The sequence below is a fragment of the Pedobacter aquae genome (genome assembly GCF_008195825.1).
In the GTDB taxonomy this organism is placed as follows: Bacteria; Bacteroidota; Bacteroidia; order Sphingobacteriales; family Sphingobacteriaceae; genus Pseudopedobacter; species Pseudopedobacter aquae.
On record NZ_CP043329.1, the window covers coordinates 2,621,289 to 2,646,178 of the forward strand.

A 24,890-nucleotide genomic window follows, 5' to 3' on the forward strand; every position below is an offset into this window, starting at 1 on the left:
CTTTATACCATAATATGAATATTACCTAAGCTTGTAAATATAAATTGTAATTTTGCAACCATAAATGGATACTCAAATAACTAAAACAGACATCAGGAGCTTATCTCTGGAAGATTTAAAAAAACGTTTTTTAGACCTTGGAGAAAAAGCTTTCAGAGCTAATCAAGTGTATGAATGGCTTTGGAAAAAATCTGCTTTTAGTTTTGATGAAATGAGTAATCTCTCCAAACCACTTCGCGAAAAACTTAACGAGCTATTTGTAATTAATGCTGTTAAAGTTAATACCTCTCAGTTTAGTAGTGATAAAACCATCAAAAACACATTTGTTTTACATGATAAACATTTGATAGAAGGTGTTTTAATTCCTACAACAGAAAGAATGACGGCTTGTGTATCCTCTCAAGTTGGCTGTAGTTTAACCTGTAAATTTTGTGCTACGGGTTATATGGAGAGAAAGCGAAATTTAAATGCCGATGAAATTTATGACCAAGTTGTTTTAATAGACCAACAAGCGAAAGAACATTATGGCATTCCACTGTCTAATATTGTTTACATGGGCATGGGCGAACCTTTATTAAATTACAGCAATGTTTTAAAATCTATAGATAGAATTACAGCAGAAGATGGCTTAAACATGTCTTATAAAAGAATAACAGTTTCTACGGCTGGCATCGCTAAAATGATTAAAAAATTAGGTGATGATGATGTAAAATTTAATTTAGCCTTGTCTTTACATGCTGCAAATGATAGCAAGAGGAATGAGATTATGCCTATTAACGAGCAAAACTCACTTGCTGCTTTAGCCGAGGCTCTTAAATATTATTTCGCTAAGACTAAAAATCCGGTTACTTACGAGTATATCATCTTTAATAATTTTAATGATGAATTAGAAGATGCTAAAGAACTTGCCCGTTTTTGTAAACATGTACCTTGTAAGGTAAATATTATAGAATATAACCCTATCGCTTTCGCTGATTTTACAAATGCAGCCGTTGATAAAACCGAGATATTTGCTAATTATTTAAAAAAGCAAGGCGTGATTACCAATATTAGAAGAAGTAGAGGTAAAGATATTGATGCTGCTTGTGGACAATTGGCTGTGAAAGAAGAAAATAAATAATTATTTTGAGGCCATGAATCTGGCTAAACTCTACCTAAAAGATTTCTGGGGACTATTTTTTCCTAAGCTTTGCCATACTTGCGGTATCCCTTTATTGCATCAAGAATACTTGATTTGTACTACTTGCATTTACCAATTACCTTTTACAGATTACCATTTAGATGATGAAAATAAACTGGTAAAACAGTTTTGGGGAAAGGTTCATGTTAAATCTGCCGCAGCTTATCTTTTCTTCAGTAAAGAAGGGAAAGTACAAAACCTTATGCATCAATTAAAATACAACAATCATCCAGAAATTGGGGTTGAGCTTGGCAAAATGTATGGTAAAGTTTTAAAAAAACAACAGCGCTACCAAAGTATAGATGCCATTATACCTGTACCCTTGCACCCCAGTAAACAGCGTAAAAGAGGATATAACCAAAGCGAACAATTTGCCTTAGGTTTAAGTGAAAGTCTATCTATACCCGTATTAAACCATGTTTTAAAACGTGTTAAATCATCAGATAGCCAGATTTTCATGAAAAGAGAATCTAGGTTTTACAATATGCAAAGTGTATTTGAGGCTACTCAAAATGATAAACATCTTAAATCGGTATTATTGGTAGATGATACCATTACCACAGGTGCTACACTAGAAGCTTGCGTATTGGCATTGGAAAAAGCTGGCATACAAGATATTCATATCGCAGGAATTGCATTTGCCAGCTAATTATGGATATTTGTATCAAAAAATTGAATGAAGAAGCTTTTATATTTCTTGTTAGCTATTATCTTATTTGCTACAGCTTGTAGCAAAACAGATTTATTAGAAACCAGCCCTAATGCAAGATTAAACTTCTCTACAGATTCTATTTTGTTTGATACCGTTTTTACTGAAAGGGGAACAACAACACGTATCCTCAAAATTTTCAATTACAATGCTAACAGTATTCAAATTAATGAGCTAAAGTTGGCCAGAGGTAGTGCATCAGATTTTAGCATCAACATTAACGGATTAAATGCTAACCAAGCGCAAAATATCAGAATTAAAGGGAATGATTCTATTTATGTGTTTGTAAGGGCATCTATTAATCCAAATAACCAAGAAAATCCCTTTATTGTTGAAGACTCTATCATCTGTAATTTTAATGGTAATCGTGTTAAAATACCGCTCATAGCTTATGGGCAAAACGCTATTTATTTAAAAAATGTTGAGGTTAATACTCAGACTACCTTTACCAAGGGAAAACCTTATATTGTTTATAACCAGCTTAAAATAAATAAAAATGCTACTCTAAATATAGCCCCTGGGGCAAGAATATATTTTCATAAAGATGCCAAACTTCTGGTTCATGGTACGCTTACCGCTAACGGAACTTTACAAGACAGCATAACCTTTGCTAGCGATAGGTTAGAAAGAATTTATAGAGATGAACCCGGACAATGGGAAGGAATCCATATTTTTCCATCTTCTAGTCATAATATCATCAACTACAGTTGTATTAAAAATGCCATTATTGGTCTTCAGGTTGATTCTTTAAGTAGAAATAGTAATCCTAAGGTACTAGTAAGTAATACTGTTATTAAAAACCATCAAGTTGCAGGGATATTAGCTTATCAAGCAGATATTACCGCGTATAATAATTTGTTTTTTAATTGTGGGCAATATCTTTTAGCGGCTATTAATGGTGGAAGGTATGAGTTTTATCAAAATACTTTTGCGGGCTATAACTTTAGTTTAGCTCGTTCTACACCATCGGTTTATTTGGCAGACCATAGCTATAATTCTTCTACTGCCTTTAATTTTAATGCCTTATTTAAAAACAATATCATTTGGGGAGTATTAAGAGAAGAATTAGAAATTAGTCGTAGAGGTACTAATCAAATTTTTACGCAAAATTTTGAAGCTAATATTATTAGGAGTAACAGACTAACATCAGATGTGAATATTAATAATGGTAATTTCCTGAATCAAGACCCTGCTTTTATAAACCCTAGAGAGGGGAATTATAAAACTGCTACCAATAGTGCAGCAAGAAGTAAAGGTGTTAATTTAACTAGTACAACTTATGGTTTAGCGCTTAATAAAGATTTAAAAGGTATTAAAAGAGTTTACCCTTCTACCTTGGGTTGCTATGAAGATTAAAAAAATAAAAAAAATTGTAACCTTCCAGGAAATGTATAGTATAAGTATCTGAGAGCGTTAATTTAGATTAAGAAAAGGCGGAGATCTGTAGCAGACTTCGCTTTTTCCTTTTTAAATGCTTTACTTAACAAGTCTTAGTCTCTCAATTTTTTCCAGAAGCTCTTCTGTTTTAAATGGCTTAGATTGATAATCATTCATCCCATATTCATAAACCTCATCAATATCTGTAGGCATAATACAAGATGTTAAGGCGATGATAGGCAACTCTTTAAAGTATAAATCTTCTTGAGCTCTTATTTTTCGGGTAGCTTCTAAGCCACTTAAAATAGGCATATGCACATCCATCAAGACAATATCATAAACCTTAGTTAAAATCATATCATAAGCTTCTTGCCCGTTTGATGCAAAATCCATATCCAATTCAAATCTGGAAAGCATCTTTTTTATCAATAGCTTATTGATATCATTATCATCTACAATTAATATTTTTTTTTGGTAGGTCATTTAATTATATGATGTCACTTAAAACATTAACTCCATTTAAAAAGCGTCCTTTCTTGGATAGGAAAGAAAGGACGCTATATTTTAACCTTTGTATAAAGGAAATTTCTCCATCAAATCATTAACCTGATCAGCTATACTTTCTAAAATAGTTTCATCTTCATGATTTTTAATCACTTCATCAATAAAACCAACAATAGTTTCCATGTGCTCTTCTTTTAAACCTCTAGTGGTAATAGCGGCAGTACCCACTCTTATACCTGATGTTACAAAAGGCGAACGTTTATCAAAAGGAACCATGTTTTTATTTACAGTAATATCTGCTGCACCTAAAGCCTCTTCGGCTACTTTACCAGTGATATTTTTATTACTTAAATCAATAAGCATTAAATGATTATCTGTACCACCAGAAATAATTTTATAATCACGACTTACAAATGCTTTTGCCATAGCTTGTGCATTTTTCTTCACTTGTAATGCATAATCCATATATTCATCACTTAAAGCTTCGCCAAAAGCAATAGCTTTAGCTGCGATAACATGCTCTAAAGGACCACCTTGTGTACCAGGGAAAACAGCTCCATCTAATAAAGAAGACATCATTCTGGTTTCTCCTTTAAGTGTTTTTATTCCGAATGGGTTTTCGAAATCTTTACCCATCATAATTAAACCACCTCTTGGACCTCTTAAAGTTTTATGAGTAGTTGTAGTAACAATATGGCAATGTGGAAGTGGATCTTTTAACAAACCTCTGGCTATTAATCCAGATGGATGCGAAATATCTGCCAAAACTAAAGCACCAATTTTATCAGCTACAGCTCTAATAAATTCATAATCCCAATCTCTAGAATAAGCAGAAGCACCGCAAATAATTAATTTTGGTTTCTCTCTTAAAGCCACTTCTTCTAATTGTTTGTAATTGATAAGGCCAGTTTCTTCTTCTACACCGTAGAAAAATGGTTGGTATATCTTACCAGAAAAATTCACCGGAGAACCATGAGTTAAGTGACCACCATGAGCTAAGTCAAATCCTAAAATTTTATCTCCCGGGTTTAAAACTGCTAAAAAAACAGCCGCATTTGCTTGTGCACCAGAGTGAGGCTGAACATTTGCCCATGCTGCGTTAAATAATTGCTTAGCTCTATCAATGGCAATATTTTCAATTTCATCAACAACTTCACAGCCACCATAATACCTTTTACCCGGTAAGCCTTCGGCATACTTGTTTGTTAAAACAGAGCCCGCAGCCATCATAACTTGCTCACTTACAAAGTTTTCAGAAGCAATTAGCTCTAGGCCCTGCTCTTGTCTTTGCTGCTCCTCGTTAATTAAATCAAAAATAATTTTGTCTTTTTTCATGAAATTATAAATATTATTAGCTAATATTAGGGCAAATATTTAGAACGAAAATGTAGCCATTTTCATCAAAATTTAATCTACTCTATTAAAAGCCTAAATTATGCATTTTATACGATTTATTTGATAAAAACTATACATGAATAAATTGAGCTTCGTAATAGTTGGAGTAGGAAATATTGGCGCCAAATATTCAAGAATTATTCAGACTCTTGAAGATGCAGATTTAGTTGCTGCTGTAGACCCTGATTTTGCCAGAAGAAAGAGATTAAAATCTTTAGTTCCCTTTTTCACTTCTCTTCAAGATTTTTTTAATGCAAAAATTCCTGCCGATGTAGTTTGTATTTGTACCCCTAATGGCTTGCATGCTAAACAAACCATCGATTGCTTAGAAGCTGGTTACCATGTTATTTGTGAAAAACCTGTAGCCCTTACCGCTGATGATGTAAGAGATATGATGTTGGCAGAAGAAAAATCTGGCAAAAAAGTTTTTGCCGTTATGCAAAACAGGTATAGCCCGGTTTCTATTTGGCTTAAAAAATTAATAGACCATAACATGCTAGGTGATATTCTTTACATGCAAATTAACTGCTTTTGGAATAGGTGCCAGCAATATTATAATGATTCGCCATGGCGAGCAACAAAAAGCTTAGGCGGCGGCCCACTTTATACCCAATTTAGTCATTTTATTGATTTAATGATTTGGCTTTGCGGTGAACCCAAAGACATAAAAAGTCAATCTTATAAATTAAGAACAAATATTGATACTGAGTTTGACGATAGCGGCGCCATAAGTTTTGATTTACCAAAAGGAGGAAAAGGCAATTTTAATTATACCAATGCTGCATGGAATAGTAATATAGAAAGCAGTATCACCATCATTGGTACTAAAGGCAATGTAAAAGTTGGTGGGCAATATATGGAGAAACTCGATTTTGTGCAATTACAAGATCAATTTGATATCCCTGTTTTTGATAAACTTACACATGCTAACCAATATAATTACTATCAAGGCTCGGCAGATAAGCATGATGTTTTCATTAAGAAGGTAATTTCTTGCATACAAGAAGATAAAGAACCTGAAATTAGGTTAGTTGATGAATTACATGTGGTTCATTTTATAGAACAGGCTCTTCTTTGTTTACAATCCAAAAGTTATTAAAACCTAAGCCAACCTGTATCTGAATAAGCTGTTGTTGTAACATTTCTAAAACCGCTAGAAAATTATAAACAAATTGCACCTTGTCTTTTGATTGCTGAACAAGATTTTTAAAATCTAAGCGACTGTTAATTCTGAGCAGTTCGCCAATCACAATCTTTTGTTCCTCTATGGTATACGGATACTGCACAACGGTATGCTTCACTTCTTCAGATTTTATTTGATAAGCCTGCATCAGTTTATGGTAAATCTTCAAAAGTTTATATAAGTCAAACGAGGCTAGTTCTTCTTCTGTAGATTGTGTTCCTTCTGTAAACCTTTTTAAATCCTCAGCAATATTACCTCTCTTCTCTTTAAAAAATCGTTCTTCTTCTAAAAGCTTAAACTCCTCTGTAACAGCTTTAAAACGTTTATACTCTAATAATTTCTGAATTAAATCTTGCTTTAAATCAACCTCATTACCATCTTCATCTAGTTCTACCCTAGGTAATAGCATTTTAGCTTTAATACGCATTAAAGTAGCCGCAACATAAATAAACTCACTAGCCAACTCCATATTTAAAGCATTCATCTGGTGAATATAATTCAGAAAATCATCTGTAATTTTTGCTATCGGGATATTGTGTATATCAAGTTCATCACGCTCTATAAAAAACAGCAAAAGGTCAAACGGACCTTCAAACATGGGTAATTTTATAGCAAAGCTTTCTTGTGGGTTCATTTAATAGCTCAAATATAACCAACCACTTTCAATTTACAACAATAGGCTAAGCTTACTTATCCATTAAAAAATATACCTTTCTTAAAAACAAATCAATCTTGTAAATTGTCATGATATTTAATAGAATTATTCTTTTAAATTTGTAAATTAATTACTCCTAAACGTAAAAATGGAAGTACAGGCGGGCCACCTATTATCACAAATAAATATACCCTCTGATTTAAAGAAATTTAAAGAAGAAGATTTAACGGAGATTTGTAAAGAACTACGTCAATATATTATTGATATTGTATCTGTTAATGGAGGGCATTTTGCTTCCAGCTTAGGAGTTGTGGAGTTAACTGTTGCTTTACATTATGTGATGAATACACCTTATGACCAATTGGTTTGGGATGTAGGTCATCAGGCATACGGACATAAAATATTAACCGGAAGAAGAGAAGTATTTCATACCAATAGAATATATAAAGGTATTAGCGGTTTCCCAAAAAGGTCAGAAAGTGAGTATGATACTTTTGGTGTAGGCCATTCATCTACCTCTATATCAGCAGCGTTGGGTATGGCAGTTGCTTCACATTATAAAGGAGAAAAAGACCGTCAACATGTAGCTGTTATAGGAGATGGCTCTATGACTGCCGGTATGGCATTTGAAGCTTTAAACCATGCAGGAATAGAAAATTCTAACGTTTTAGTTATTTTAAACGATAATTGCATGTCTATAGACCCTAACGTTGGGGCCTTAAAAGATTACCTTACCGATATTACCACCAGTAAAACTTATAATAAATTTAGGGATGATGTTTCTGCCGTTTTAAGCAAAATATCAGAACTAGGCCCCAATGCACATGAAATAGTAAAAAAGATTGAGAAAAGCATTAAGGGTACCTTATTAAAGAAAAGCAATTTATTTGAAGCTTTAAATTTTAGATACTTTGGCCCTATTGACGGTCATGATGTAGTTCATTTAGCTAAAGTTTTAAAAGACTTAAGAGACATACCAGGGCCTAAATTATTACATTGTGTAACCGTAAAAGGTAAAGGCTACGCTTTGGCAGAGAAAGACCAAACTAAATGGCACTCTCCAGGCTTATTTAACAAGATTACAGGAGAAATCAAAAAAACCGCTCCTTCTAAACCACAAGGACCAAAATATCAGGATGTTTTTGGGCATACCATGGTAGAGTTAGCAGAAATGAATGATAAAGTGATGGGGATTACCCCTGCCATGCCGTCTGGTTGCTCTTTAAATATCATGATGAAAGCCATGCCTCATAGGGCTTTTGATGTGGGTATTGCCGAGCAGCATGCTGTAACTTTTGCGGCTGGTTTGGCAACACAAGGCTTAATTCCTTTCTGTAATATTTACTCGAGTTTTATGCAAAGGGCTTATGACCAAGTGGTACATGATGTTGCCTTGCAAAAGCTTCCAGTAGTTTTTTGTTTAGATAGAGCAGGTATAGCTGGCGCTGATGGACCAACGCATCATGGGGCTTATGATATTGCCTATTTTAGGTGTATTCCAAATATGATTGTTTCTGCCCCTATGAATGAGGAAGAGCTCAGAAACCTGATGTACACTGCTCAATTAAAAAATCATGGTGGACCATTTTCTATTCGCTACCCACGTGGTAATGGTGTTATGCCAGAATGGAAGAGACCACTGAAAGAAATTGAAATAGGAAAAGGAAGAAAAATTACCGCTGGAGAAGATGTTGCTATTTTAACCATTGGTCATATTGGCAATGAGGCTGCTAAAGCCTGTCTAGAACTCAATGCTGAAGGTTATTATCCTGCACATTACGATATGCGCTTTGCAAAACCTATTGATGAAGAGCTTTTACATGAAGTTTTCAAAAACTTTAAAAATGTAATTACCGTGGAGGATGGCTGTATACAAGGCGGAATGGGAAGTGCTGTGCTAGAGTTTATGGCAGACCATCAATACCAAGCTGTTGTAAAACGCCTAGGCATACCAGATGCTATTATAGAACACGGTGAGCAAGCAGAACTTTGGAACGAGTGTGGCTATGATGCTTTTGCTATTTTAAAAACGGTAAAGGAAATGGTAAAAGCTAAACCTACTGAGCGGTTGGTGGGGTAAAAGTTTTTACTCTACTAACAAGCCATCATCTTTAGTAGTAAATTGGCTTGGTACTCCCTAGAGTTTTTATTTAGAAAATCTTCTGATTGTAGAATACGTTCTGGATTTTGATTTAGAAATTTCTGATACAATTTATTTAAAACATCAACATTCTCCTTAACGTTACTACAAACATATCCTGCCTGATTATTTAAAATACTCTTCTCAATATCTCCTTCATCACTCACAGGCAAAAGAATAGGTTTTCTAAAAAACAAATAATCACTTTGCTTTGAAGTTATAATACCACTTTTATCTCCATATCTAAGATGTAGAAATACAGAGGCATTGTTAAAATACGTTTTCAACTCGTCTCTTCTTAATCTTGGGGTTATTTCTGTAAAATCATCTAAGTCAAACTCTTTTAACTTCTTTCTAAGCTTCTCATTATAGAACGACCCAAAAAACTGAAGCTTTATCTTCTTGGTATTACAATTATTTAAAAATAGTTGCATTGCTTTAAAAAAAGTATCATCTATCAATTGATCATCATAAACGGTTCCGGCATACACAATATTGAAATTTTCAGGTATTTCTAGGCTTAAATCTTCATTACTATAATTAAAGCCATTAGAAATAACATGAATTTTACTTTGAAACTCTTGAGGATAATAACTTTTTAAAGTTTCAGATACAGTACTAACAAATTTTGCTTTACTAAGGTATAGGTATTCTAATTTTCTGTTAAGTTTTAATTTTAATAAATATATGAGTTTAAACGAGCCTAATACTTTATAGCCATAAGTCCAAGGGTCTCTATAATCTAAAATAAGTTGGTAATTTAACCGCTTGGCGAGGTAATCAGCGTAAGAAAAAATCCCGAAAGGTCCACCAGAAACAATGATAAAACCTTTCTTTAGCTGCTTTAAGTTTTGAGGTATGGTCTTATAACCCGGATGATTAATATCTCTCCTAAAATAAATTTGATATAAAATATGTAGGGTTTTAGCAATTAATAAGTGATTCTTCCTAAACAAGAAAAATATTAAGGTTTGTAAAGGATTTAATTGAGGCTTTATAACATGCAAATTTGAGCTAATACTTGAATCTAATTGATCCACATTATTGGTCTCATGTCCCATCCATGTTTTTTCTTTCCAAGGATAATCAAACTCATAAATATGAACATTTTCATATCCGGATATAAATGCTTTAGCAAAACTCTTATACCGTTCTGCCGAAGTTGTATTATCGCGGATATGAGCCGTAATAAATATGATCTCTGTATCGTTATTTTTCACAAAATCAATTTAACCTCATTAAAAATCATCATAAAAATTTCTAAATGAGCTCCTTATTCCTAAAGTAAATATGCCTGTATTACTATTTATTAACTGATTTTTTTCAGTTCTTAGAATCCCCCCAAGTTCTAGTCTTAAGTTACTCTTAGGATTTATCAAATAAGATACATTAGCTTTAGCAAAATAAAAGTCTGTAGGTACTCCATTACCCACTTTACTGCCATAATCTAAAGTTCTGGTATTATATGAAAGAAAAATGTTTTTACCAAAATTCTGATTTACAGGATCTAAACCATAGAAAGCATAAGTAAGTTGTCCGTTAAAATCAAATCTATGAAGACTGTAATTGATTATCCCAACAAATTCTCTAAAATTTGCTCCAAAGGGATGGGCTAAGGGTTGATTATAATGAGTATAACTAGATAATCTATCAAAATGTGCATAAGTATAAGGTCTCGCAGTATTAAATTCTCCCAAATAATTTAACCGCTTTACCCCAAATAAATTACTACCTCTAAACCCTAGTTGTAAGGCCCATTTATTTGCCCAATAACCATTTCTCGCGAAAAATTCTTTAGCCGTGAATTCATCAATCATAAATTGCCCGTAGATAGCGGTGTTTGCTAAAACTTCATACTTAAGATTTAATCCTAATCGCATTTTATCTGGGGAGGTAGAGTTAGCCCCCTCAATTGGTCTGAGAAAAACAAATGGATGTACATAGTTAAAATCAAAACCACGTTTACCCTCGGGTTCAGCATCAGCCCAGGTAATGGCTTGAAAAAGTCCTAATGAAAATCTTTTAGAAACATTCCAATCTAAATATTGGAAAGCTCCCCATTTTCCTCTATCCCCTAATCTCCTATCGCTAGTAAGGCGTGGTGCGCCAGGGTCTAGCATATAAGCGTAAATGGTTTGATAGGTAACATTACCCAAACTTGCTCTCAATCTAAAGAAAGAATAGTTAGCCGCTACATCAGATAATAAGATTGAACGGTAACCATCACCAATAAAATTTTTATCATATCCTAAAGCGAAGTTTAGGTATTTATTAGGCGTATAAGATAATAATGCAGTAGTATAGGCCCAATCCTTTATATCATTAGCCAGTTTACCATTTACTTGTCCGGGTATTATACGGTTTTCATTTATAAATTGCTCTTGATAAGCTGGGAAAATCCCTTGATTTTCGTATCCGCTGGTATAAAAAGAAAATTTACTTCCAACAGTAACTCCTATTTGATAGCCCCTAGTATTTAACCATATATTTTTTGCTGATTGCTCATCATAACCTAAAACCAAATCTGGTAAGAAATCAGCAAAAAAGGTAAACTCATTCTTTTTCACCTGTATAAGATGCTCTTGAAACAATTTACGATAAGCCCAGCTTCTCTTCATGGTATCAAATCCTATGTTATAAAAAGAATCAACAGCATTTTTTATAAGTGTATTATCGGCAAGAAATGGTTTAATAGAGCTATGCATCTTGGTAGATGGATGATAAACCTCTTGATTAAATTTTTGATAAAATTGATGTGAGAATTGCAAATTTTGATTAAAAGTTTGCCCATGCAGTAGCTCTACCTGAAAAAGTAGAATAGTAATAAACGAGGTAATAAATATTTTCTTGATCATAAAGTGCTCAATTCCTTCTAGATGTTAATTTTAATTGTACTCCCCTAGCAACTATGAGTAAACTAGCCGGTATTAGCAGATAAAATATTTCTCGAATAAAAAATGTATCCTTCAAAACATTTCTCCTATCCTTTCTTAAAACATGAAAGAAGTAAATCATAGCCTGATACTTATTATTTTTTCTGTTATAAGCCATAACCAATCTTTTTTCTAATTCAATAATTGCTTTTCTTATCCCATCGTCCTGACTATCTTCCATTTTTAATTTATTTATCATAGCATGTGCAACACTTGTCACAGACTCTTGGATGTTAAAAAAGGAAGAGTTATCATCATGTCGATAAATATTTAAAATATTTTTTTGGGTTGATACAACTTTTTCAAATCTGCAAATTTTAAGTAATAGCTCCCAATCTTCTGCATATTCTAAAGAGCAATTAAAACCTCCAGAAGCTTCAATTAGACTTTTTCTAATCATATTATTACCCATATTCAATATCATCATCTGAATTTGTTCAATAAATATATTCCTCAAATGTATATCAAACTTTCTTTTATAGATTTCAAAATACTGACCATTCTTAATTTGATACAACCTATAACCTCCACTAAAGATATTTATTACTGGATATTCTAATGATAGTTTCACCAATGCATCAATTGCATCTAGTTCTAAATAATCATCAGAATCTAAGAAAAGAATAAACTCTCCTTCAGCATGAATTAAACCCTGATTTCTAGCAAATGATCTTCCTTTGTTTTCTTGAAAAATATACTTGAAATTATTTAATTGCAAAAAAGGCTGAATTACAGCAAGAGTATCATCAGTAGAGCCATCATCAACTAACACAATTTCAACATTCTTATAGGCTTGATTAAGGACACTGTTGATAGCATTTGACACCAAATGGCTTCTATTATAAGTTGGTATTATTACACTAACTTTATACTTAGAACTTTGATAAGAATAATGTCCTGAATTGATATGATTGAGGTTTTGTTGATTGAATACTTTAAACGCTGATGACTTGTTTTTGATCTAGCTCCTCAAAGATAGAGTTGTTACTTTTAAACTCAGGAACTATATCCTTCATTTTTCTAACTACTTCTTTATCCTGATAATTGCAAGCTATCTCAATAAGTTCTTGAATATCTTGATTAACTTTTTCAAATGCCCTAGGAATTACCTTGGCTATCATGATTTTTTCATGATGTGTAGGGATGGTATTTTCTAAATCATTTAAAAGTTCTTCATAAAGCTTTTCCCCTGGCCTTAACCCGGTAAACTCAATATGAATATCTTGGTTAGGCACTAAGCCAGAAAGTTTAATCATCTTCTTAGCAAGCTCTACAATTTTGACAGATTTACCCATATCAAAAATGTAAATCTCCCCACCATTACCCATAGAACCTGCTTCTAATACTAAACGACAAGCCTCTGGGATAGTCATGAAATAACGGGTAATATCTGGATGTGTTACCGTAACAGGTCCGCCCTTTTGAATTTGAGCTCTAAATCTCGGAATTACAGAACCGTTTGAACCCAAAACATTACCAAATCTGGTGGTAATAAATTTAGTGTTTGATTTTTTTGTATTTAAATAGCTATGTCCGTTTTCAAAAACAGGCGACTCGTAATTTAAAGCTGTATAGAAGGCTTGTACATAGATTTCTGCAATACGCTTAGATGCCCCCATCACATTGGTAGGGTTAACCGCTTTATCTGTAGAAACCATCACAAACTTAATAACATCATGTTTGACAGATAAATCTGCAATATTTTTTGTCCCGCCAACATTGGTACAAATAGCCTCGGCAGGATTATCCTCCATCATAGGAACATGTTTGTAAGCCGCAGCGTGGTAAACATAATGAGGTTTGAAAGTCTCAAACAAATTATCCATACGTTGCTTATTTTTCACATCGCCTATATAGGCAATAAAATTACTACACATGTTATTGTCTTGTAATTCTAATTGTAAATCATGCAAAGCTGTTTCTGCAATATCATTTAAGATGATTAATTGAGGATTAAACTTGGCGACTTGTCTTACAATCTCACTTCCAATAGAGCCCGCAGCACCCGTTACCAAAACTCTTTTCCCTGTTAATTGAGAGCTCAAAACGTCTTCTTCAATGGTTATGGGCGCTCTTTCCAGTAAATCTTCAATTTTAACATTTTTAATCTGATTAACTTTAATCGTTCCCTTTACCCATTCTCTGGTAGGCGGTACATTTAGTACTTTTACATTGTGATCTAAACATAAATCAACAATTTTGTTTTTCCTATCGGATGATATTCTGTGTGTAGAGAAAATTAAATCATCAATATTTTCAGCTTCAATGATGCCCTCTAAATCATCTGCATGGTATATTTTAACATTATCTACAACCTTACCTCTTTTACGTGGATCATCATCTACGAAAGCAATCACACTCATATTAACCGTAGGGTCTGTATCTAATGTTCTTTTGGTTGCAACCCCTGTTTCTCCAGCACCATAAATAATCACCCGTCTTTTATCAAGACGCATATTTTTGATATACAAGAAGAAGTATTTGACCAAAACGCGGTAAGTGATTAATAAAACGAAGCTGCAAAGCCCTGTAATTACAACAATCACATTAGAGATGATAGGAGGCCTATCGAATGATTGTAGGAAAAGATTACAAAAAATAAAAAACGCATTACTGATGGTAATACTAAACAAAATTCTAAAAGAATCTTGAGCGCTGGTATATCTTACAATACCTGCATAGGTTTTTACATTGAAAAAAACCACACAATTGATGCCTAAAAATATGAGCGTATTTCTGCTCAATTCAGAAATATCTATTTGTGAAGCTTCAAAATTATACCTGAGGAGATAGGCTAGAATAAGCGCAAATCCACAGAAAAAAAGATCAATACAAAATATTATCCATCTCGGAACGATATTGATTTTTTTAAACATATTTAATTTCTATTTAAAAAGTCAAATATACTATTTGTTTTTATTTAGTGGGAATTTAAATCCGCTAAGCATAGTTCCTAAACAAGCGCTCTTTTCCTTCCAGTTTTAATCTTATAAGGATGTAAGTTAAGATAATTACCACAAATAAACCATATATCAAAATTGCATTTGCATACAGTATTACTAAATTTAGTGCCAATTGTACCAAACCATAAACAAAAGCTATAAAAACATGTGAAATCTTTTTCTCGTTAGCTAAGAATTGGTAGAAATGGGATCGATGAGCTTCAAAAATATTTTCTTTTCTTAACACTCTACAAAATATAGTTGCAACAGCATCTAAGCCATAAATACCTAATAACAGTATCCATCTAAAATCTTGAGTTAGATAAATGAGTTGCGCTATAAAAAAGCATATAAATAAGGCCATACTGATACTTCCAACATCGCCTGCAAAGGCTTTAGCTTTCTTCCTTAAATTAAAATAACCAAAAACGAGAAGTGAGGCTCCTGTTACTACAATTATCTGTGTATCCAGAATAGCTATATCTTTTACTTCCTGTATTAGGTAAAAGCTCCCTACGGCAACTATCGAATAAATAACGGTTATCCCATTTATGCCATCCATAAAATTATAGGCGTTGATGATCCCTATGATGATAATGAATGCTAAAAGTATCGATATGAAAGTTTGGGGTTCTGATAGGAAGGAGGAACTTATATCTTGATTAAACATGATTTGATAAATCACCAATAAAACAGCTAGAAAATGTATACTTATTCTTATTTTATTATTTAAGGTGATGATATCGTCTAGAAAGCTTATCAAAGCGATAGCACATACAGCTAAGGTTAAATACCACTGTGTAGCTTGATAATTTAATAAAGCCGTAATGATTGCTAGAGGAAAAATAATCCCTCCGCCTCTTAAAGTTATCTGACTATGAGAACTACGTTGATTAGGTTTATCAATGATATTATAACGATCTGCTATTTTAAAATAAAGTAATTCTATCAGAAATAGGCAAATGATGGATATGACAAAGGTTAACATATTTGCAAAGATGCTAAATTGCTTTCAATTTGAATATGAGCAAATGAATTTCAATATAGGAAGCCAAATAACCACAGTGGAATTTTTTGCGCAAAACCATATTCAATATCATCTGAAACTATATAAGCACCCTCTAAGCCAGCAACCTGCTTAAAGCCTTTATCTCTTCCTCCTATCTCAAAAGTATATTGATTATTAACTTTAAAATCGCCTTTGTCTGTATAATTAAGCTCGTGTAAAAAAGCTACTTGATTAATGAAAAATGTTTCTCGCAAATTTCCTTTATTTACATTTTGGGGGCTTATAGCAAAGCTTAGGTTTGTATTTTCCAGATATACCTTAGAAGGTTTTTGTAATAGACTTACACCTTTTGTATCTCTAAAAAGATTTTTTGTTAAATTAATCTCATCTAGATAGTGGAAATAACTCAGTAACGTTGCCCTATTAATGCCAATCCTTTCACTTAATTTACTCACATTGGGGATAAAAGGTACTGATTCGGCGATAATCATTAATAATTGCTTAATTTTTGCAATATAAGATATATCCACACCTCTTAACAAAGGCAATTCTATTTCCAAAATCATATTGATGACTTCTCCTAATCGGGAACTATATAAATTAGGTTGTTCCTGATAAAAAGGATAATATCCTTGCTTTATATAATCATCAAAGTATTGGAAAGGTTTAATTTGGTTATTAATCATACTCGCTTCTTGAATATGATTTTCTAGAATCCTTTCAAGCGTAAGCTTTTCAAATTTTATACCTGTTTCTAAAGCAATATACTCTCTAAACGAAAAACCCTGCATCTGGTATACAACCGCTCTTCTGCTTAAATCTGCTCTAGCATTTAAGATTTCAAGTAAGGATGAACCCGTAAAAACCACTTTAAGTTGGGGATAATCATCGTAAATATTCTTTAGCTCTTGTGCCCATCCTTTATATTTATGAACTTCATCTAGAAATAAATATGCACCCCCTTTTCTAACAAAATCATTCACTAAATCAGATAAAAGATGGTTATTAAACCATATATCGTCTAAGCTTATATATAAAGTTTGAGATAATTTATCTGATAGGTTTAACTTTATATACTGTAGTAAAAGAGTTGTTTTACCAATTCCTCTTGCTCCTTTTATACCTATTAATCTGGCGTTCCAATCAATATCATCCATCATAGAACGTGTATATGAAAGACTGGTATACTTTAGCTTTTGCTGATATTTTTCAAATAAAAATTCCATTTTGTTTACTACGATGAACAAAAATACAAAATATTGTTTATTTTATATGAACAATATGAGGAATTATTATAGTCTTTGTTCGCTTAAGCAGATTTTTTTAACCGCAGAGGGCGCAGTGTTCACAGAGATTTAACTGGTTTTATTACCTAGCTGGATGTTGTTTAGTGCACTATGTTGTCATCTCGAACGTAGTGATTTATCTCTTCTTGCAGGTTACCGTAGAGAAGCTTCGTTCACCGCAGTGACAAAAACCATGAATGGAGTCGAAGGGATTGTCACCCTGAGCGGAGTCGAAGGGATTGTCACCCTGAGCGGAGTCGAAGGGATTGTCACCCTGAGCGGAGTCGAAGGGATTGTCACCCTGAGCGGAGTCGAAGGGATTGTCACCCTGAGCGGAGTCGAAGGGTGGTGTATGACGACTAAAATGCTTCGACTCCGCTCAGCATGACACAAAAGCCAAGAGTTCTTAACATAGTGTGGCGATTGTATCGCCTTGATTATCTAAAGTGTTTTTTTAACCGCAGACGGCGCAGTGTTCTCAGAGATTTAACTGGTTTTATTACCTAGCTGGATGTTGTTTAGTGCACTATGTTGTCATAGCGAACGTAGTGACGCTATCTCTTCTTTTAGGTTATCCTAGAGAAGCTTCGTTCACCGCAGTGACAAAAACCATGAATGGAGTCGAAGGGATTGTCACCCTGAGCGGAGCCGAAGGGATTGTCACCCTGAGCGGAGTCGAAGGGTGGTGTATGACGACTAAAATGCTTCGACTCCGCTCAGCATGACACAAATCAACGAGTTCTTAACGTAGGGTGGCGATTGTATCGCCTTGATTATCTAAAGTGTTTTTTTAACCGCAGACGGCGCAGTGTTCAAAGAGTTACCATATCACCTCTAAGGGATATTTTTTAAGCTGTTCATCTTTAGAGATTAAAACAAAATTATAACTTATAGCTGTCGAAATGATTAACCGATCAAATGGGTCTCTGTGAATGAATGGTAAATCTTTAAGTATATCCAATTCGCTCATAAGGATAGGTAAAATTTCAATATCGCTTTTTACACAAGCTTCATGGAGTTCCTGTAAACTATAAGATAAATTAAGTTTCCCTAGCGACTGTTTAATGGCAATTTCCCAAAAACTTGCTATACTGACATAAAGACTCTGATTAGCGTCTGTAAGAATCTTAATGGAATTACTAGACAAAGAAGAATGATTATCTTGCATCCAAAGTAAGGTATGCGTATCTAATAAAAACCCTTTCACTACATATAACTTTTAAAATCCTCAAGGGGATCGTCAAATGAGTCACTCATCTTCATTCTACCTTTTAATAAACCTAAAGGTCTTTTCTTGGATGAAATGGAAGTTTTTTTTACTTTTTTTTCTAAAATAAAATCAATAAAATCAACAACTTCTTGTTGGTAGTTTTCGGGGATAAGCCTAATTTTTTCCAATATTTCAGTCGTACTCATTGATATCCTTAATTATTTAAATAAAAGTAATAAAATATTACATAAAAGCTATGGAAAAATATATCACTATTTTAATCTAAACGTGAGGTTCTATAATAAATTATTAAGTTATTTAGAGAAATTCCGCATTTAGATAAGTTCGTTTAGCATGAAACAGGATACTACTTTGTTTCACTTCTTGAGCTCGTTTGCAACGAGTTCTTAACATAGGGTGGCGATTGTATCGCCTTGATTATCTAAAGTGTTTTTTTTTAACCGCAGAGGGCGCAGTGTTCACAGAGATTTAACTGGTTTTATTACCGGGCTGGATGTTGGTTAGTGCACTATGTTGTCATAGCGAACGTAGTGACGCTATCTCTTCTTTTAGGTTATCCTAGAGAAGCTTCGTTCCCCACAGTGACAAAACCATGAATGGAGTCGAAGGGATTGTCACCCTGAGCGGAGTCGAAGGGTGGTGTATGACGACTAAAATGCTTCGACTCTGCTCAGCATGACACAAATAAACGAGTTCTTAACATAGGGTGGCGATGTTGTATCGTATTGATTATCTAAAGTGTTTTTTTTTAACCGCAGAGGACGCAGTGTTCACAGAGATTTAACTGGTTTTATTACCTAGCTGGATGTTGTTTACTGCACTATTTTGTCTTAGCGAACGTAGTGACGCTATCTCTTCTTTTAGGTTATCCTAGAGAAGCTTCGTTCACCGCAGTGACAAAAACCATTAATGGAGTCGAAGGGATTGTCACCCTGAGCGGAGTCGAAGGGATTGTCACCCTGAGCGGAGTCGAAGGGATTGTCACCCTGAGCGGAGTCGAAGGGATTGTCACCCTGAGCGGAGTCGAAGGGATTGTCACCCTGAGCGGAGTCGAAGGGATTGTCACCCTGAGCGGAGTCGAAGGGTGGTGTATGACGACTAAAATGCTTCGACTCCGCTCAGCATGACACAAAAGCCAAGAGTGCTTAACATGGAGTGGCGATGGTATCGCCTTGATTATTAAACGCAGATTTTTTTTTAACCGCAGAGGACGAAGTGTTCATAGAGATTTAACTGGTTTTATTACCTAGCTGGATGTTGTTTACTGCACTATGTTGTCATAGCGAACGTAGTGACGCTATCTCTTCTTTTAGGTTATCCTAGAGAAGCTTCGTTCACCGCAGTGACAAAAACCATTAATGGAGTCGAAGGGATTGTCACCCTGAGCGGAGTCGAAGGGATTGTCACCCTGAGCGGAGTCGAAGGGATTGTCACCCTGAGCGGAGTCGAAGGGTGGTGTATGACGACTAAAATGCTTCGACTCCGCATGCACAAATCAACGAGTTCTTGACGTAGTGTGGCGATTGTATCGCCTTGATTATCTAAAGTGTTTTTTTTTAAACCGCAGAGGGCGCAGTGTTCACAGAGATTTAACTGGCTTTATTACCTAGCTGGATGTTGTCTAGCGCACTATATTGTCATAACCAATGAAATAAAGCTATCCTCACAGCTAAGTTTGCCATTGCAAAAGTATTATGCAAATTTTAAGTACTACTTTAATATATCATGTAAATTTAAAGTCTAAATTTCGGTTTAGTACTTATTATTATAGCTAATGCTACTAGCTATCCTCTAAATAAAACTGAAAGACCTTGCATACGCATTAAGATAAAGGGGAAACAAAGTCACTCCCAACCCTGTATGTAGGCTGTGTGTAGCCTGTGTGTAGGCTGCGCCACGGCAATAGGTAAAATTTACAGTAATTCTTTATTGTTTAAAAGAAAGAATAGTTTTTCTTAGCCCTTCGCGAGCGCTTACTGGGAGTTCTTTACCTAAAGCATTTTTAATCTTGTTATTAGAAACTACATAACTTTCCGTAAGCTTGTTTAATCTTTCAGAATTTAAAGGCAACCTCAAAACACCCCCTATCTGCGCTAGCACTTTAATTAATGTAACGGGAACTGACCACAACCTTGGCTTTAAGTTTAAGCTTAAAGCTATTTCTGCTACAAGCTCTTTAGTTGCTAAGCTCTTATCATCTGCTAAGTTATAAACCCCTGAAGGTATCTCTCTTTCTAGTAATTCTTTTATCACAAAACAAAAATTCTCTATGCTTAGAAAAGAACGTTTATTCTCAAAAGCAGCTAAAGGATATGGAATTCCTTTACTCACAAATTTATAAAGCAAGTTTAAATTCCCCTTATTACCCGGACCATGAATCATACAGGGTCTTAAAATATAATAAGATTTTCCTTCTGGCAATGGTTGGCTTTTGATATATTCCTCTGCCATTAACTTGGATTTTCCATAATGAGTTTGAGGGTCAGGCTTAATCTCCTCCGTTAATATATCATTCACTGAATCTGCGGCGGCTTTTACCGAACTGATATAAATAAACTTACGAGCATCTGATTTTAAAAAAGCATCGTAAAGCTGCTTGGTTAGTTCAAAATTTGCATTATAATAATCTTGGGGTTGAGAAGCGTTTTTCAAATCATGAGCTTTACCGGCTAGGTGGATGATGGCTTCTTTATCGTTTAAATATATTTCTTGATTAGGGACGTATCTTAATGATAGTTTATAAATCTCGTACTCAGCAAGATATGGAATAAGATTCTGTCCGGTGAAACCGGAGGTGCCGGTGATGGTTAGTTTCATGATATTAGAGCAAATTAATTTTTTATAACATTCTCACTAAGATATTTTCTCGCTCGTTCTGTAAGTTTATATTTTTGTAAGCGGCTATTGGGCTTTTCTGGAATGGTTTGAACAATTAAGCCTAATGAAATGGCTGGGTGAATATAGTTATCTCTAAAGGTAGCTCTATGCTTAATTCCTAATCTGGCTCGCATTTCGCTGGAAGATAATTCTCCTTGAGCTAGTAATTTCAACAGTTGAATGACTGGGTCGGCGACTGGGTCGGTGACTGGGTCGGTGAAGGCTAAGTAATGTGCAGAAATTGGTACTGTAACTTCAAATACTGTTAATTTAGAAAAATCGAAAAGCGCTGAGCCATTGCCATTTTCTAATAATTCCTCTTTTACCCGGGTAACGCCCCTGCTAAATCTTAAGGATAAAGGAGCAAGGAATAAAGACACCTTACTATTAACATAGCCTAAAATCTTTAAGGCTTCCGCGATAACTGGATTACGATAATCATTTACATTGGGAAAATTTTCGGGGCGAGCATTACCATACAAATTCCCAGGATTCATTAACTCTATACGATTTGAATATTCATAAAAGCGAATTGGAGTATTTGATTCATAATCACGATGCATGATTGCGTTCATCATTAATTCTCGGATTGCACAAAAAGAATAATTTTTAACGGTTTCTTCTCTTAGAACCGTAACAGGTACTGGATGCCTCTTTATAAGAGAAGTTTCTATAAAAGTATCTAATTTTAAAAGAACTGAGAACAAATCTCCAGAGAATTTAAGCTCATTATTTATTTCAGAGCCTAGTGTTAGTCCTTTAAAACTTACATATTGAACATAAGCCCCAAAAAGAAAAAACTCGGGGCTCTTACCAAATAATAGTACACCTGCATGAGTTGGACAATTGTATCTAACATCAAAAAAACGTAATGAGGCTAATTTTTGAACGATGGTTCTATTATCTGCTTTTAGGCTTTCTGAACTTGCCACATTAGGGGATTTCGGAGCGCAAAACCTTCTACCAAGCACAAATGTTGATAGAGCTACTTCACTTGAATTAACCACGTTAGCCTCCATTGCGGCAAACGGCTGTGGCTGTTGTGTGTTCGGCATACTTTTTAGTACGCTAACTTTTTGTTATTCAGTTCCACATTAAAGTTCACTTTCGCACCCAAAGCTTCAAAAACTTTCATAATAGTTTCAAATCTTGCATTTTTTACACTGTTTTCAATTTTTGAAATTTGAGCTTTTTGAACACCTACAAGTTCGCCTAATTCTTTTTGGGTCATATTTCGTTCTTGTCGAGCTTGTTTTATCGCTTGTCCTAACAAGTCAATTCTCAACTCATTTTCAAATGCTTCTCGCTTTTCTGTTCCACGCTTTCCAATGTGTTTGTCAATCATTGTTTCAAGCGAAACGGTTTTAAATTTATTGGTCGCCATATTATTTATTTTTTGCTTTGTATTCTAAATATTGTTTTCTAATTTCTTCCGCCTTTTTAATTTCATTTGTTGGGGTTTTCTGTGTTTTCTTTAAAATTCCGTGTGTAGCCACCACCAAAGTTTCTTTACCATTTGATTTGACCCAAAATGAAAAAAGTCGGAATGCTTTTCCATTGTACAAAGTCCTAAATTCCCAAATGAAGTCATTGAGCTTTTTGAATAATTCATTATCGTTTACAAATTGAGCTTTTTTGATATTGTAATAAATTTTTTCTCTAGATTTATGATCAAGATTTTCTAAAAACTCTATTGCTTCTGGTAGTAACTCAATGTCAAAATTTGGCTTCATTCATAGTTTTTGTCAAAGATAAATATTTCCTTATTGGGAAACAATCATTTTCAGTAAATTCGATTTGTCAAGTAGATTGGAAGCTGGTAAATTTGAAATAATAAATCGCAGATGATGGAAGTATCGGATTTTCCCAAGGTGATGATGTCTTGCTTTTTAGAGTTGAAAAAATTGACCTTCCTAAGAACCCTGTTGATCCCGTCAATATGATATCCATTATTTTATCTTTTCTAAATATTTTATAGCCCTAGCGGTTAGCTTATATTTTTGTAAGCGGCTATTGGGCTTTTCTGGAATGGTTTGAACAATTAAGCCTAATGAAATGGCTGGATGGATATAGTTATCTCTAAAGTTAGCTCTATGCTTGATTCCTAATCTGGCTCGCATTTCGCTGGAAGATAATTCTCCTTGAGCTAGTAATTTCAACAGTTGAATGACTAGGTCGGTAAAGGCTAAATAATGCGAAGAAATAGGTACCTTAACTTCAAAAACAGTTACTTTAGAAAAATCATTTGCAAAGGCACAAATAGCAATAGCGAACTTTTGTGTATTATTTGTAGAAACAGTACGCTCTACCCTATCTGATTCAAGATCTAGCAAAAGTTCTCTTAACTGTATTTTAGTTATCAAAATATTTACTTTTTACTCAAATATAAGAATGCTTATGTATAATCTATTGCTATTCTGGAAATAGTAGCTGTACTTAAAATAGCGTTATAAACAGAATAAACTGCTTTAAACGTTTTTTAAATCATACGCTTTAGCAGCTAGGTGGATGGTGGCTTCTGTACTATCTAAATATATTTCTTGATTGGGAACATCTCTTAAAGATAGTTTACAAATCTCGTAATCAGCAAGGTATGGAATAAGATTTTGACCATTTAAGCCGAAGGTACCGGTAATGGTTAGTTTCATGATTTAAACTGCTCTAAAGTACTTTTATTCATTTCCTTTCTCTCCTTATCATTAAACCATCCCCACTTATTGAAATAGGTAAACATAGACTTTAAAAATATTTTAAACAACTTAAAACTTTTATTTGCTCCACCCTCATAACCATGATAAACACAAACTTCAGGAAAATAAACTGTCTTATATTTTTGATGCATTCGTCTTGATAAATCAAAATCCTCAAAATACATGAAAAAATTTTCGTCATACATTCCTACTTCCTTAATAGCATCCAATCTTAGTAAAGTGAAACATCCTGAAAGTATTGGAACGTTTAGTATTTGATCTTTGGAAAAATCTCTTAATTCATATTTATTGATGAATTTTTGATGATTGAGGTCTATCTTTTTTAATTTTCGTCTAAAAATCCAAGCAGGATGAGGTAATAATTTTGGTAGATGCTGAATAGTCCCATCTTCATTTAAAACTTTAGGCATCAACATTCCAACATCTGGATTCTGCTCCATGTAGTTAATCATTGGAGTAAAAACGTCTTCTTCAATAATAATATCTGGATTGATAATAAAATGGTATTTTGAACCAGCATCGATTGCCTTTTTTATGGCGATGTTGTGAGCGGCACCGAAGCCAGGATTTGAGGGGTTGTGGATGTATATTAATTCTATTTTTCTTGAACAATTTAATGTCGAATCTCCCAATATTTCAATCTTAGAGTTATCAATTAGAAAGAGTTTCATATTCGAACTATATAAACTAGCTAATAGTTTCATCAGCTGTCCAATCGTATGCTTGAATAAGACAATACTTCCTGAGATTTTCATTAT

General features: G+C 34.0%; 23 protein-coding genes. 5 read left to right on the plus strand and 18 right to left on the minus strand.

The genetic code is table 11. The features are described from left to right. Positions 1–64 precede the first annotated feature (64 nt). Genes rlmN through FYC62_RS11490 form a run of 3 tightly spaced genes read left to right on the plus strand, consistent with a single transcriptional unit; the run spans position 65 to position 3,245 of the window. Positions 65–1,120 carry a 23S rRNA (adenine(2503)-C(2))-methyltransferase RlmN gene (gene rlmN / locus FYC62_RS11480; RefSeq protein WP_039448944.1) on the plus strand — a complete coding sequence of 352 codons (1,056 nt, stop codon included), beginning with the start codon at positions 65–67 and terminating at the stop codon, positions 1,118–1,120. 13 nt (positions 1,121–1,133) lie between these two features. Next, positions 1,134–1,829 (plus strand): ComF family protein, encoded by a 696-nt coding sequence (locus tag FYC62_RS11485; protein WP_149075007.1) that lies wholly within the window; start codon positions 1,134–1,136, stop codon positions 1,827–1,829. Positions 1,830–1,856: 27 nt separating this feature from the next. Then, positions 1,857–3,245 (plus strand): hypothetical protein, encoded by a 1,389-nt coding sequence (locus FYC62_RS11490; RefSeq protein WP_149075008.1) that lies wholly within the window; start codon positions 1,857–1,859, stop codon positions 3,243–3,245. A gap of 120 nt (positions 3,246–3,365) precedes the next feature. Here the strand turns inward: FYC62_RS11490 and FYC62_RS11495 are convergent, their stop codons facing one another. Both FYC62_RS11495 and glyA read right to left on the minus strand, forming a co-directional pair. Further along, positions 3,366–3,749: a response regulator gene (locus FYC62_RS11495; RefSeq protein ID WP_149075009.1), complete on the minus strand. Its 384-nt coding sequence runs from the start codon at positions 3,747–3,749 to the stop codon at positions 3,366–3,368. Positions 3,750–3,830: 81 nt separating this feature from the next. Continuing rightward, on the minus strand, positions 3,831–5,105 hold the full coding sequence (gene glyA, locus FYC62_RS11500) for a serine hydroxymethyltransferase (protein WP_149075010.1): 1,275 nt from the start codon (positions 5,103–5,105) through the stop codon (positions 3,831–3,833). Positions 5,106–5,241: 136 nt separating this feature from the next. Here glyA and FYC62_RS11505 point away from each other — a divergent pair, with 136 nt between their 5' ends. Then, positions 5,242–6,264, plus strand: coding sequence for a Gfo/Idh/MocA family protein (locus FYC62_RS11505; protein ID WP_039448940.1), 1,023 nt, complete (start codon positions 5,242–5,244; stop codon positions 6,262–6,264). On the opposite strand, the gene FYC62_RS11510 is transcribed toward FYC62_RS11505, so the two are convergent. Further along, on the minus strand, positions 6,221–6,982 hold the full coding sequence (locus FYC62_RS11510; protein ID WP_149075011.1) for a segregation and condensation protein A: 762 nt from the start codon (positions 6,980–6,982) through the stop codon (positions 6,221–6,223). The two genes, FYC62_RS11505 and FYC62_RS11510, sit on opposite strands and share 44 nt — an antisense overlap. Positions 6,983–7,151: 169 nt before the next feature. Between FYC62_RS11510 and dxs the strand changes: the two genes are divergently transcribed. Further along, complete coding sequence (gene dxs / locus FYC62_RS11515) at positions 7,152–9,083, plus strand: 1-deoxy-D-xylulose-5-phosphate synthase (RefSeq protein WP_149075012.1); 1,932 nt, start codon at positions 7,152–7,154, stop codon at positions 9,081–9,083. Between the two features lie 14 nt (positions 9,084–9,097). Here dxs and FYC62_RS11520 read toward each other — a convergent pair whose 3' ends face one another. The 15 genes from FYC62_RS11520 to FYC62_RS11590 form a co-directional block, all read right to left on the minus strand. Next, entirely contained in the window at positions 9,098–10,363 is a 1,266-nt protein-coding gene (locus FYC62_RS11520; RefSeq protein WP_149075013.1) for a glycosyltransferase family 4 protein, read from the minus strand. A gap of 18 nt (positions 10,364–10,381) precedes the next feature. Further along, on the minus strand, positions 10,382–11,998 hold the full coding sequence (locus tag FYC62_RS11525) for a capsule assembly Wzi family protein (protein ID WP_149075014.1): 1,617 nt from the start codon (positions 11,996–11,998) through the stop codon (positions 10,382–10,384). A 7-nt stretch (positions 11,999–12,005) separates the two neighbouring features. Continuing rightward, complete coding sequence (locus FYC62_RS11530; RefSeq protein ID WP_149075015.1) at positions 12,006–13,037, minus strand: glycosyltransferase family 2 protein; 1,032 nt, start codon at positions 13,035–13,037, stop codon at positions 12,006–12,008. Next, the gene (locus tag FYC62_RS11535) at positions 13,012–14,952 is read right to left on the minus strand and encodes a polysaccharide biosynthesis protein (RefSeq protein WP_149075016.1); all 1,941 of its coding nucleotides are present in this window, start codon (positions 14,950–14,952) and stop codon (positions 13,012–13,014) included. The genes FYC62_RS11530 and FYC62_RS11535 overlap by 26 nt, the downstream gene beginning before the upstream one ends. A 64-nt stretch (positions 14,953–15,016) precedes the next feature. Further along, a complete protein-coding gene (locus FYC62_RS11540) occupies positions 15,017–16,006 on the minus strand; it encodes an MraY family glycosyltransferase (protein ID WP_149075017.1) in 990 nt (329 codons plus the stop codon). Positions 16,007–16,056: 50 nt separating this feature from the next. Continuing rightward, positions 16,057–17,253, minus strand: a complete 1,197-nt coding sequence (locus FYC62_RS11545; RefSeq protein WP_149075018.1) for an ATP-binding protein — start codon at positions 17,251–17,253, stop codon at positions 16,057–16,059. Between the two features lie 880 nt (positions 17,254–18,133). Next, positions 18,134–18,520 (minus strand): type II toxin-antitoxin system VapC family toxin, encoded by a 387-nt coding sequence (locus FYC62_RS11550; protein WP_205943717.1) that lies wholly within the window; start codon positions 18,518–18,520, stop codon positions 18,134–18,136. Then, positions 18,520–18,729 carry a type II toxin-antitoxin system VapB family antitoxin gene (vapB, locus tag FYC62_RS11555; protein WP_149075019.1) on the minus strand — a complete coding sequence of 70 codons (210 nt, stop codon included), beginning with the start codon at positions 18,727–18,729 and terminating at the stop codon, positions 18,520–18,522. Before vapB ends, FYC62_RS11550 begins: the two co-directional genes overlap by 1 nt. Before the next feature lie 1,741 nt (positions 18,730–20,470). Then, positions 20,471–21,361, minus strand: a complete 891-nt coding sequence (locus tag FYC62_RS11560) for an NAD-dependent epimerase/dehydratase family protein (protein ID WP_205943718.1) — start codon at positions 21,359–21,361, stop codon at positions 20,471–20,473. Between the two features lie 14 nt (positions 21,362–21,375). After that, positions 21,376–22,476 (minus strand): Fic family protein, encoded by a 1,101-nt coding sequence (locus tag FYC62_RS11565; RefSeq protein WP_149075021.1) that lies wholly within the window; start codon positions 22,474–22,476, stop codon positions 21,376–21,378. A gap of 5 nt (positions 22,477–22,481) precedes the next feature. Further along, complete coding sequence (locus FYC62_RS11570; protein WP_026904676.1) at positions 22,482–22,805, minus strand: helix-turn-helix domain-containing protein; 324 nt, start codon at positions 22,803–22,805, stop codon at positions 22,482–22,484. Between the two features lies 1 nt (position 22,806). Further along, complete coding sequence (locus FYC62_RS11575; protein ID WP_149075022.1) at positions 22,807–23,154, minus strand: type II toxin-antitoxin system RelE/ParE family toxin; 348 nt, start codon at positions 23,152–23,154, stop codon at positions 22,807–22,809. A 216-nt stretch (positions 23,155–23,370) separates the two neighbouring features. Next, positions 23,371–23,784, minus strand: coding sequence for a Fic family protein (locus FYC62_RS11580; protein ID WP_205943719.1), 414 nt, complete (start codon positions 23,782–23,784; stop codon positions 23,371–23,373). 105 nt (positions 23,785–23,889) lie between these two features. Beyond that, positions 23,890–24,069 carry a hypothetical protein gene (locus FYC62_RS11585; protein WP_149075023.1) on the minus strand — a complete coding sequence of 60 codons (180 nt, stop codon included), beginning with the start codon at positions 24,067–24,069 and terminating at the stop codon, positions 23,890–23,892. Continuing rightward, entirely contained in the window at positions 24,066–24,887 is an 822-nt protein-coding gene (locus FYC62_RS11590) for a glycosyltransferase family 2 protein (RefSeq protein WP_149075024.1), read from the minus strand. The genes FYC62_RS11585 and FYC62_RS11590 overlap by 4 nt, the downstream gene beginning before the upstream one ends. Positions 24,888–24,890 lie beyond the last annotated feature (3 nt).